At 48.9% G+C, this 12,579-nt stretch carries 5 protein-coding genes; all 5 read left to right on the top strand.

Features of this window, described 5'->3' with window-relative positions:
- Positions 1-210 precede the first annotated feature (210 nt).
- Complete coding sequence (locus OZ401_RS16040; RefSeq protein ID WP_341471461.1) at positions 211-849, top strand: NAD(P)-dependent oxidoreductase; 639 nt, start codon at positions 211-213, stop codon at positions 847-849.
- 17 nt (positions 850-866) lie between these two features.
- Positions 867-1,622 carry a 4'-phosphopantetheinyl transferase family protein gene (locus tag OZ401_RS16035; protein WP_341471460.1) on the top strand — a complete coding sequence of 252 codons (756 nt, stop codon included), beginning with the start codon at positions 867-869 and terminating at the stop codon, positions 1,620-1,622.
- A 270-nt stretch (positions 1,623-1,892) separates the two neighbouring features.
- Positions 1,893-7,235, top strand: coding sequence for a beta-ketoacyl synthase N-terminal-like domain-containing protein (locus OZ401_RS16030; protein ID WP_341471459.1), 5,343 nt, complete (start codon positions 1,893-1,895; stop codon positions 7,233-7,235).
- Positions 7,232-8,989 carry an SDR family NAD(P)-dependent oxidoreductase gene (locus OZ401_RS16025; RefSeq protein WP_341471458.1) on the top strand — a complete coding sequence of 586 codons (1,758 nt, stop codon included), beginning with the start codon at positions 7,232-7,234 and terminating at the stop codon, positions 8,987-8,989. The genes OZ401_RS16030 and OZ401_RS16025 overlap by 4 nt, the downstream gene beginning before the upstream one ends.
- Positions 8,976-12,575 (top strand): PfaB family protein, encoded by a 3,600-nt coding sequence (locus OZ401_RS16020; protein WP_341471457.1) that lies wholly within the window; start codon positions 8,976-8,978, stop codon positions 12,573-12,575. Before OZ401_RS16025 ends, OZ401_RS16020 begins: the two co-directional genes overlap by 14 nt.
- Positions 12,576-12,579: the final 4 nt, after the last annotated feature.

Here is a 12,579-nt window from a genome sequence, read left to right as displayed (position 1 = left end):
TTATGCTTCCTGTCAAGAGTAGCAATAGTCGCAGTGCTTATTTGCGGTAGCAAAATCAGAAATTCTAGTGGTGAAATTTCCCACAATAGCTAAATATTAGTTAGACAAATAAATTCATAACAGAGAGTAATATTGTAGAATAGTAATTATTCCAGATAATCAAATATTTCATTAGTGTAATAAGGGTTCGAAGAAAGAGAGAGGGAACAAATGAAAATAGCTATCGTTGGAGCAAACGGTAAAACCGGGTTTCAGACTATTTTAAAGGCGTTGGATATGGGGCACAGCGTAACAGCAATTGTCCGCAACCCGGCAACAATTAGCCTGAAGCATGAATGTCTCCAAATCAAACGGGCAGATTTATTGAGCGAGAATACCGCGCTGGAAGAAGCAATTGCAGGACATGACGCAGTAATTTCCGCAATCGGTATATCTTCTGGGCTGAACGCTAAGGTAACACTATATTCAAAAGGGACTGACAGGCTGATTAAGGCACTGTCAAATAAGGGAGTCAAAAGGTTGGTATGTATCTCTTCAATCGGAATAGACCAAGAAAAAGACCCGAATATACCTTTTATTTTTCAAGATGTGTTGTTCCCGCTAATTTTTAGCAATAGTGCCGCCGATATGCGAAAAATGGAGTCTAGTATCAAGGATTCGGAACTTAACTGGACGATAATTCGCCCTGCCGGATTAACCAACAAGTTGCCCACCTGGAAATATCGGATAGCGGTTGCGCCTAGTTTGCCACGTCCATACGTGATTTCGAGAGCAGATGTGGCAGATTTTATGATAAAAGCGCTGGATAAGCCCGAATATTTTCGACAAACTGTATCGTTAGCCGATTAGGTACGAGCAAGAAATTTATGAGTAACCAATCGGAAACTGATTGGCAACCTGCATCGGTGGTGTCAAGCTTGCAGGAAAACGAGGTGCAGGTTTGGAAAATCGAATTAACACAAGCCCGTTTACTGTTACCGCTATTCAATGAGTATTTAACCTCAGAAGAAATAGAAAGAGCTAAACGCTATCGGAGAATTCAGGACGGCGAGAGGTTCATTATTGCACGTGGGCTGTTACGGCATTTGCTTGGGCAATATCTTAACGAAAATCCAACCAAAATTAAATTATCTACCTTAGCTCATGGAAAACCAGCCCTTTCGCAAACTACATATCAAAAACCTGTAGAATTCAATATTTCCCATTCTGGAGAACTTGCGCTACTTGCCTTCAGCACAGAGATGAGGCTAGGGATTGACCTTGAACAGATAAATATAGCTATTGAGTATTCGAGCATTGCAAGGAATTTTTTCTCTGTTTCCGAGATACGGTTGCTGGAAGAATTACCGCTTTCTGAAAAGCCAAAATACTTTTTTCGATTATGGACTATTAAGGAAGCTTATTTAAAAGCATGCGGAAAGGGGCTAACTTTCCCATTAGATCAGGTTGAAATCGTACCCGCACCATCGCAAAATATGGTATATTTTACAATTAAGACACCCACACCTAATTTGCAATACTGGAAAGTATGCGAACTAAAACCGGATGAGGGTTATTGTGGTGCATTAGCGGTAGATGGTAATGATTGGGCGTTACGATGCTTTAAGTGGAAGGAACCATAACGGGTATTTTTACCTGTTATCAACCAGATTTTACTGCTAAATTAACCGGCTTCTAATAATATTTAGGGAAAAGCTGGCAGATAAGCTTGGGTGATGGTATTGGAATTTTTGCTACTTGCGTCTTACCCTGTTAAAATATAATAGTGTTCAAGGCGTTTTCTGCTTTCACTCTCTCAGGCACTAACACAATAATATACACCCATAATAAGGTGTCACGAGGCTGCTGGTTATTGTTCCAGCACAGTCACCCTAGTTAATTATGGAGAACTGATGTCACAACAAATTACTGAAACGGATAAAGCGGGCGCTCCCTTACACCGTACTCCAATTGCAATCGTGGGAATGGCTTCCATATTCCCACAAGCCCGTAACCTGCAAGAATACTGGGATAATATTCTAAACAAAATAGACAGTATTGTTGAGGTTCCGGCAACCCGCTGGAAAATCGAGGATTATTACGATCCTAACCCCAAAACGCCCGATAAATCCTATTGCAAACGCGGGGGATTCATACCAGATGTTGATTTCGACCCAAGTGAATTTGGTATCCCACCTAACCTGCTAGAAGCCACCGATGTGTCTCAGTTACTGGCATTGCTGGTAGCAAAAGATGCCTTAGAAGATGCCGGATATGGCGAAGGGCAGGAATTTGCGCGTGATAAAACCGGGGTAGTGCTTGGAGTTGTAACCGGGCAGCAATTGATGCGTCCTTTGGTAAGCCGCTTGCAATACCCGTTGTGGGAAAAGGTTCTCAAAAGTGTTGGGTTACCTGATAAAGATGTTGAAGTCATCATAGAAAAATTAAAGCTAGGTCACGCCAAATGGGAAGAAAACTCTTTCCCCGGCTTTTTGAGCAATGTAGTAGCAGGACGAATCGCCAATCGACTTGACTTGGGTGGCATGAACTGTGTGGTAGATGCCGCTTGCGCCAGTTCACTTAGCGCACTTAACGTAGCAGTGAACGAATTAGCTTCGTACCGCAGTGATATGATGATTACCGGCGGGGTAGATATTGATAATTCTATCCTGACTTATATGTGCTTCAGCAAAACTCCTGCCTTCTCGCACAAAGAAAATGTACGTCCTTTTGATGCCGAATCAGATGGCATGATGGCGGGCGAAGGCATCGGAATGCTAGTTTTGAAACGGCTTGAAGATGCAGAGCGGGACGGCGATAGAGTATATGCCGTCATCAAGGGTATCGGTTCATCCAGCGATGGACGCTACAAGAGCATCTATGCACCAAGCTCAGACGGACAGGTTAAAGCCTTAAATCGCGCCTACAAAGATGCAGGCTTTGCACCCACCGAAATAGGTTTGGTGGAAGCACACGGAACCGGAACAGTAGCCGGAGATTTGTGCGAAGTAACCTCACTCAATAAAGTATTTGAAGAAGGTAATCCCCGCCGCAATTATATTGCGCTAGGCAGCGTAAAATCGCAGATTGGGCATACCAAAGCCGCCGCCGGTTCAGCCAGCCTCATCAAAACTGCGTTGGCATTGCATCATAAAATTCTTCCGCCAACAATTAATATTACCGAACCTAACCCGCGTATCAATATTCAGGATTCGCCTTTTTACCTGAATACTGAGACTCGCCCATGGTTACGTGAGCCTTCCGCACATCCCCGCCGCGCCGGAGTTAGCGCATTCGGGTTTGGCGGCACCAATTTCCACGTGGTAATGGAAGAATACAAACCGGAATTTAATGGGGCTTATCGCCTACAACGAGGCGCACAGGCTGTCATTGTAGATGCCACAACGCCTGAGCAATTATTAAAGCGGACTCTGGAAATAGTACAACGCCTTGAATCTGACGAAGGTCAAGCCGAATATAACGCTTTGGTCGATTCAACCCGTAATTTACAGATTCCTCAAACCTCTGTAAGGTACGGCTTTGTTGCAGAATCATTGGCAGAAGCGCTTGAATTATTAAAACTGGCTGCCGTTCAATTGCAAAATAAAAGCGCGGAAGAAACATGGGAACATCCACGAGGGATTTTCTATCGCCGCAGCGGGTTGGGAACGGATAAGAAAATTGTCGCGCTTTTCTCCGGTCAAGGCTCACAATATCTTGAAATGGGACGCGAATTAGCTTTAAATTTCCCGCCTTTGCGTGAAGCTTTCAGCAATATGGATGCGTTATATCTACAAGAAGGACGCAAGCTTCTCTCCGAAGTGGTTTACCCTGTACCGGGTACGGATAACGCTGCCAACACCCAAGCATTGCAAAAAACCGATTATGCCCAACCGGCGATTGGGGCTATAAGTAGCGCCCTTTACAAGCTGATGCAACAAGCCGGGTTCAAGCCCGATTTTGTGGCTGGTCATAGCTTTGGTGAGCTAACCGCATTGTGGGCGGGTGGCGTACTTGATGATGAGAATTATTACAAACTGGTGATTGAGCGAGGCAAGGCAATGGCTGCGCCCGCCGGTGAACCGGGCTTTGATAGCGGGTCAATGTTGGCGGTTTCCGGCAAACAAGCTGCTATTCAGGAATTTCTCACCAATTACCCTGAAATTATTATTGCTAATTACAATTCCAGTAACCAATTTGTGCTGGCAGGTGCAAAACAGGAAATTAGCAATATTATTCCGGCGTTAAAAGAAAAAGGCTTTAGCGTAGTACCATTGCCGGTTTCGGCAGCTTTCCACACCAAACTGGTAGCCCATGCTCAGAAACCTTTCTCGAACGCAATCAAGGCAGCAACATTTAATAGCCCGCAAATTCCGATTTTCTCCAACACCACCGGACAAGCTCATTCCAATGATCCCGCTGAGATTCGCGCCGCCCTTGAAGAGCATTTGCTCAAACCGGTGCAGTTCGAGCAGGAAATAAATAACCTGTATGCGGCTGGTGGTTATGTATTTATCGAAATCGGTCCCCGCGATATTCTGACCAATCTGGTCAAGACCATTCTGGGCAATCAACCGCACTTAGCTGTGGCTCTTAATTCCAGCCGCCAGAAGAACAGCGATACCCAATTCCGACGGGCTGCCATACAGTTACGGGTTGCAGGTTTAGCGATAACGGATATTGACCCATATCTGTTACCAACAGCAAAACTAAAGAACCGCAAATCTAAGATTAGTGTCAAATTAAACGGCACTAATTATGTTAGCAACGCCACTCGCCAGACTTTTGAAAAGTCGCTACAAGACGGTTACAAAGTATCAGTTTACGAGAAGGAAACAAGTAGTGCTATGACCAGCCTTCCCAAAAATGGAACTGCCAAAGTAACAACTAATCAACCGCAACCGGCAGTGCAGTACGAACCGGAAGCGGTACGTCAGGTTGCGCCACAACCAACCCCACAACCAGAACCGGGAGTGCAAACGGTAATGCCTGTAGCGGCTGAGCCTGCCTACGGTTTCCAACAACTTGAGCAGAGTATATCGCAACTCAGCCAATTCCAAGCAGGAACCTTGCATGTTCACGAGCAATATCTGAATAACCAGCTTGAATATTCCAAGATTTTCTTCCAGCTTATGCAACAGCAACAGTCGTTGTTGATGGGCGGGCAACCCGCTACACCTCCGGGCGTGCTGGAAAGCGTTGAGCGCAACATGATGCGCTTCCATGACCACCAAGCGGATACCCTGCGCGTACATGGTCAGTATCTAAACCAGCAAGCTGAATTTGCTTCGAACTTTTTCGAGACAACTGCCGGACAAAGCAAAATTGAGTTTCACGCGGTCGCACCTACTCCAGCGGTGACTTATAGCTCACCTCCCGTAAAAGCGGTAGCTGCACCTGCCCCAGTTGCGCCTCAACCTGCGCCGGTAGTAGCCAAACCCGCACCAGTGGTAGCAGTTGCCCCGGCAAGTGTAGAAGCTCCGAAACCTGCTCCCGTTAAAGCGACAAACGGTACAACCGCACCTATCGCGCCAACGGTGGTGGTAGCGGCGGCTCCGGCTGCGCCTCAAAACGATACGCTGGTAAAAGCGTTGGTTGAGATAGTGAGCGAGAAAACGGGCTATCCCACCGATATGCTCGAACTTGAGATGGATATGGAAGCCGACCTCGGCATCGACTCCATCAAACGGGTCGAAATCCTTGGCGCGATGCAAGATCGCTTCCCCAACCTCCCGCGAGTACCTCAAGACGAACTGGCAGAGCTTCGCACCCTCGCTCAGATTGTCGCCAAAATGGGAATATCGGCTGCGCCTGTTACCACTGCGCCCGCTCAGGTAGTGGTAGCTGCACCTGTGCCTGCCGCCACTCAAACTGTGGCTGCGCCTGCCGCAGGGGGCAACTTAGTGCCTGTGCTACTCGAAATTGTGAGCGAGAAAACGGGCTATCCCACCGATATGCTCGAACTTGAGATGGATATGGAAGCCGACCTCGGCATCGACTCCATCAAACGGGTCGAAATCCTCGGCGCAATGCAAGATCGCTTCCCCAACCTCCCGCGAGTACCTCAAGACGAACTGGCAGAGCTTCGCACCCTCGCTCAGATTGTCGCCAAAATGGGAATATCGGCTGCGCCTGTTACCACTGCGCCAGCTCAGGTAGTGGTGGCAGCACCTGTACCAGTCGCCACTCAAACTGTGGCTGCGCCTGCCGCAGGGGGCAACTTAGTGCCTGTGCTACTCGAAATTGTGAGCGAGAAAACGGGCTATCCCACCGATATGCTCGAACTTGAGATGGATATGGAAGCCGACCTCGGCATCGACTCCATCAAACGGGTCGAAATCCTTGGCGCGATGCAAGACCGCTTCCCCAACCTCCCGCGTGTAGCGCAGGACGAACTGGCAGAACTTCGCACCCTCGCTCAGATTGTCGCTAAATTGGGCGTGGGGGTTGCCCCCGCAACGAACGGTGTAGCACCTGTAATAGAAGCGCCGACCTCAGAAATAATCCCAAACGGCGCACCGCTATCGGAAGTCAGGTTGAAATCGCTGCCCTTACCGGATTATCTTGAGTTTGGGCTATCCGAACGCTACATTTGTCTGTTGACCGATGATGGTACAACTCTAACTGCCGGATTAGCAGAAGCGTTGCTAAAGAAGGGTTGGCAGGTAGTGGTACTCGGTTTCCCACGTTCAATCATCGCCGAATCCAGCCAATTGCCCACACAGGCGCACTACGTGCCGCTTGCAGATATGAGCGAAAAAGTACTGGAACAAACCCTGAAACAGATAACTGCCCAATATGGCAAGGTTGGGTGCTTTATCAATCTGAACCCAACCGCTAATCTTACACGAGCGGATGGGCTGCCCTTCTCAGAAATTGAAGAAGCGTTGGTAAAACACGTATTCTTACTGGCTAAATACCTTAAAGCGCCTCTTAACGAAGCTGCTCACGAGGGACGCGCTTGCTTCTTGACCGTATTGCACCTAGACGGCGCGTTGGGAGCCAGCAAGGAAGACGGTTTTGGAGCGATTGGCGGCGGGTTGTTCGGGCTTGCTAAAACCTTACGTCAGGAATGGGATACGGTTTATTGCCGAGCAATTGACCTTTCACCCAAGTTAGATGAGACTCAGGCGATTGGACACCTTTTGGACGAACTGCATGACCCCAGCCGCTTGTTGGGCGAAGTAGGTTACTTGCCGGAAGGACGTGTAACGCTGGTTTCGGAACTGGTAACCGCAAATGAGAAGGTAAGATGAGTAAATTCAAGCCTGTTGATACGAACTCAGTATTTGCGGTAAGCGGGGGTGGGCGCGGCATAACTGCCGAATGCGTGGTACAAATAGCGCACCATTTCCGCTGCAAATTCATACTTTTAGGGCGTACCTCGCTCTCCGGTGAAGAACCAGAATGGGCGAGGGGCTGCTTTGAAGAAGCTGAACTTAAAAAGAAGTTTGCGGCACACCTGACGGCGCAAGGCGAAAAACCTACTCCGGTAAAGGTTCAGAAAGGGCTTGACGCTTTACAAGCCCGCCGTGAAATTTCAAAAACGGTACGACGGGTTGAAGAAGAAGGTGGGCAAGCGGTATATTTGAGCGTTGATATAACCGACTCCCAAACTTTAAAACAAGCCTTGGATAAAGCCCAGAAAATAACCGGAGCAGTCACGGGCATAATTCACGGAGCGGGTAATCTTGCCGATAAATTAATCGAAAACAAGACATTGGCTGATTTTGAAAACGTCTTTACCACCAAAGTGCGTGGGTTGATAAATTTACTGGAGTGCTTACCGCCCAACAAACTCTCAGAACTGGTGCTTTTTTCATCGGTGGCGGGATTTTTCGGTAATGCCGGGCAAGCGGATTATTCAATGGCAAACGAAGTATTGAATAAAACCGCGCTGCTGGTACAAAAGCAACAACCTGAGTGCCGAGTAATCTCACTGAACTGGGGACCTTGGGATGGTGGCATGGTAACTCCGGCATTGCGCGAGTTTTACGCTCGCCGAGGGATTCATGTTATTCCGGTGGAAGACGGTACGCAACGGCTGGTGGATGCGCTGGAGACTGATACGCCCGGTAGCACACTGGTGGTAGTTGGACCACCTTTGCCTGAACCAGAAAGAGCTTTGCCAACTGCCCCCCAGACGTTCCAATTGCGGAGACGGCTTGACCCTAAAGCTAATCCCTTCTTAGTTGACCACCGAATAGGCGGCAACCCGGTATTACCTGCCATCTGCGTTATCGATTGGGTGGCAAACGCCTGCGAGCAACTTTTCCCCGGCTACACCATGTATACGTCTATCAATAATCGGGTTTTCAAGGGTTTAGTATTCGAGACAGACGAAGTAAATGATTATACGCTGGAACTGAAGGAAATTGAGCGCGAGGGTAACGACAAGCTGGTATTCGAAGCTACCATCTGGAGCGTGAATGAAAAGGGTAAACGCCTGTACCATTATGGGGCGCGTTGCGATTTGCGCCGCAAGTTGCCGCAACCGCCGATTGTTGAAGGCATAAAGATACCGCAAACTTCGGTGCTGAATGGCGTTGACCTCTATCGGGATGGAACATTGTTTCACGGACCAGCCTTTCAAGGGGTTAGGCGCGTTCTCAGCGTGGAACGCGAATCAATGCTGGTAGAATGCTATTTGCCAGCCGTTTCCGAAAAAACGCAGGGACAATTCCCGGTACAAAACTTCAATCCCTATGCTGTAGATGTCCAATTGCAATGCATGCTAATCTGGGCGCGGCATTTCTACCAAGCAGGAAGTTTGCCGCTGTCAATCCAGCATGTGGAACAGTACCGCACAATACCCTTTGACAAAGTTTATTACGCCGCTATGCAAGTTCAGACCAGCAGTGAAATGGGCTTGATTGCCAATGTTACGGCTTTTGACGAGCATGGTGTAGTTTACACTCGCATAAACGGAGCGGAAGTAACCATTAGCCAGCGCCTGAACAGCTTGTTCGTGCCGGCAGAGTTAGCAGGGACGACTGGTGCAACCAACTAATTTGGGCATAACCGGGCTGGCAGCCAGCTTACCGGATTTTAAAGAGTTAGACGATTTCGACCGGGCTATTTTTGACGGGCTATGTCCCACAATTAGCCCGGACTCCCTCAATCCACCTCTGGCAGGGCAAGTTGTAAAACAAGCCTTGACGCAAAGCGGAATAGCCCTTTCCAGCAAGATTTCCATTTTATTTTTGACAGCGAGTAACACAGCCCTAACGCTTCCCGGTTTTACAAGCGTGGCAATTTCCAATGTTGCTACCCTCTCAATAGCGCTTGAGACAGCCTCCCAATTGCTTCAAACCGGAGCGGCGCAAGCCGTTGTGCTGGTAGCAAGCAGCAAGGAAGCCGCTGCCGCGTTGGTTATTGAGCAAAGCAATGCGCGGGAATACGCCAAAATCGAAGGGTGGGGGAATTCCGGTAATACCACACAAGCCTGCCGGGATGCTTGTAATTCAGCTGGAATACAGACCAATCAAATCGAGTATCTGGAAGTAGCTGCCGGAAGCGAAGCAAGTTCAAATGTGGCATTGAACGCAGCGTTCGGCGTAACCGAACGAGCGTTCACTTGTGGACTGGGTAGCTTACCCGGTGCGTCCTCATTGCTGGCACAACTGCTCGGACTCATCAAAGTTACTTTAAGCCTTCACCATCGCTATATTCCTGCCAACCCTTCTTTCCCGTCTGATACCGATTCTTGGACAAATCCAGCTTTCTATCGAGCGGAAGAATCGCGCCCATGGTTTTTGGAAAGTGGCGTAAAGCGGCGCGTAGCAGCTTTGAGCGGCACACAAGGTCAGGAAAGCTATCTCGTGCTACTTTCGGCGGATGCTAACCGCCCTGCTCCACAAAACCGCTATCTAACCCGCCTTCCTCTCTATTTTTGCCCGTTCGCGGGGGAGAATGTGTCGGCTTTATTGGGGCAACTTCAAGCCCTTAAATCGTTGCTGGCATCAAGCGCAAACCTCGCAAATCTGGCGCGCCAATGCTTCCAGAAGTATCGGCAAAATTCTAATGCCGCTTACGCGCTGGTATTGGTGGGGCAGAACCGCGAAGAGCTAACAACAGACCTTGATAACGCGCTAGAGAATCTGGAAAAATCCTTCGCTAAAGGCAAGGAATGGAAAACCACGCGCGGCAGCTATTGCACGCCAAACCCGTTGGGCAAAAAGGGCAAGGTTGCTTTTGTATATCCCGGCGCATTTAACTCATTTCATGGTTTGGGGCAAAACCTGTTTCACCTGTTTCCGGGCTTACAGGATAGCTTTGGGGCATTAACCTCAAATCCGGGGCTGGCATTGGGCGAAAAGAAGCTCTATCCCCGCAGCCTCGAAACGCTTGGCAAAGCTCAAATCGAGACGCTGGAAAAAGAGCTTGAAGCCGATTCGCAAACGCTGATTGAATCTGGCGCAAGTTTCGCTATTCTGTTCACCATGATTATGCGCGACTATTTCAAGGTGCGCCCCCAAACCGCTTTTGGCTACAGCATGGGCGAAACCAGCATGTTCTGGGCGTTGGGAGTGTGGACTGGCGGCGATAAAGGACTTGATGCTTTCCACCAATCACCTTTGTTCCAAACCCGCCTGACAGGCCCTAAAGACGCAATCCGCGAGCAATGGCAAATCAAGGGCGACAGAACAGATGATACCTTCTGGAGCAATTATTACCTGCTCACACCGCTGGAAAAGATTAGCGCCGGCTTAGAAGGCGAAAATCGGGTTTATCTGACCCATATCAACACACCCGAAGAGGGGTTGATTGCCGGAGATAGCGAAGCTTGCCGCCGAGTTATTGCAAAGATAAAAGCGCACAACCTGAAAAGTCCTTCCAGTTTTGTGCTACATTGCGAACCCACAGCCAGTGAGTATAATGAATTGTTGCAACTGCACTCGCACCCGACCCGGCAAGTTGAGGGCGTAACTTTCTATAGCGCCGCCAATTACGCGCCTGTCAAATTGGACAGCGCGGAGATTGCCCAAAGCGTGGCGCGAATGGTCTGCAATCCTCTAGATTTCCCGCGTCTTGTCTCGCGCGTATATGAGGATGGGGCGCGTCTTTTTGTAGAACTAGGTCCCGGTAGCACCTGTTCTCGCTGGATTGGTAAGATTCTGGGCAAAAAAGAGCATGCCCGTTTGAATATCAGCCAGAAAGGTACTAGCGACCATACCTCGCTACTAAAATTACTGGCACAATTGGTAAGCCATCTGGTGGATTTAGATTTGTCGCCCCTTTACGAACAAAAACAGGAAACGAATAACTTGCATCAGCAGCTTGACCGACTTTCGAGAAATAATACCAGCATTGCTGAAACTCAGCGTGCCTTGCTCAATTCAAGACGAGAAGGGCTTGAACAGCTTGGGGGATTGATTAGCCTGCAACTCAAGCTTTTGCAGGATGCCCGCAACGCCGGAACTTTGAGCGCGGTAGTCGAGAAGCCCCGCGCTTCAGTAGCCACTATCACGCGCCCTGCCTTATTCGATGAAACCAAAATCGAAGAATTTGCCACCGGTTCAGCCGCAAAATGCTTTGGGGCGGAATATAATATTTACGAAGGTCGGCGATTATCGCGCATCCCCAACGGCGATTTGAAATTCATGAGCCGCGTTACCGAAATAACGGGTGAAAAGAAGGATTTTGACAACCCTTCTTCCATCACGGTGGAATACGATGTGCCGGATGCGCCGTGGTTCTACCAACAGAACGCCGCGCCCTATATACCTTATTGCGTGGTGATGGAAATTGCCTTGCAGCCTTGCGGGTTCTTGTCTGCCTACAAGGGCAGCGCGTTAATGTTCCCAGATACCGACCTCTACTTCCGCAATCTGGACGGTACGGCGGAATTGGTTCAAAATCTGGATGTGCGCGGTAAAACCGTTACCACTCACGCCACTCTTTTGGCAACCTCCGCCTTTGATGGCACTATTATTCAGCGTTTCCGCTTTGAGTCAAGCTGCGACGGGCAAACCTATTATCGGGGCGAATCGGCTTTTGGCTTCTTCAGCCGCGAGGTAATGGCGAATCAGGTGGGGTTGGACGGTGGCAAAGAAGTGTTCCCGTGGCTCAACCAACAACCCGCCACCGTGTTGGATTTGCGAACACAGCCAGAATGGTTCATCGGCAACGCCAGCAAGCCCAACTTCAGGCTCTCCGGTGGACAACTGGACTTTCTGGACGAAATTAAAATTGTGTCGAATGGCGGCAAACATGGCAAAGGTTATATTTTCGCCAATCGCAAGATCAACCCGGCGGATTGGTTTTATACCTGCCATTTCTACCAAGACCCGGTTATGCCCGGTTCTTTAGGGGTTGAAGCTATTCTCGAAGCAATGCAAGCCTACGCCCTGCAACAAAATCTGGGGGCTGGTTTCCGCGCCCCACGCTTTACGCTCGTCCCCGGTAGCAATACTACGTGGAAATATAGAGGGCAACTTGGACCTCAAAACGAGCTTTTGAGACTTGAAGTTCACATCACCGGGATTGTAGAAAATCAGGGTCAAGTTACTATTACCGCTGATGCCAGCCTTTGGAAAGATAAACTGCGTATATACGAGATAAAGCAGCTAGCGCTCAATATTATTGAGGCGTGATTTA

Origin of the sequence: Candidatus Chlorohelix allophototropha (assembly GCF_030389965.1) — a bacterium.
Lineage (GTDB): Bacteria > Chloroflexota > Chloroflexia > Chloroheliales > Chloroheliaceae > Chlorohelix > Chlorohelix allophototropha.
This window is presented reverse-complemented; position numbering and strand designations above follow the sequence as displayed.

Coding starts and splice junctions, on each gene's coding strand:
- OZ401_RS16040 (WP_341471461.1), top strand. CDS start 211: ATGAAAATAGCTATCGTTGGAGCAAACGGTAAAACCGGGTTTCAGACT.
- OZ401_RS16035 (WP_341471460.1), top strand. CDS start 867: ATGAGTAACCAATCGGAAACTGATTGGCAACCTGCATCGGTGGTGTCA.
- OZ401_RS16030 (WP_341471459.1), top strand. CDS start 1,893: ATGTCACAACAAATTACTGAAACGGATAAAGCGGGCGCTCCCTTACAC.
- OZ401_RS16025 (WP_341471458.1), top strand. CDS start 7,232: ATGAGTAAATTCAAGCCTGTTGATACGAACTCAGTATTTGCGGTAAGC.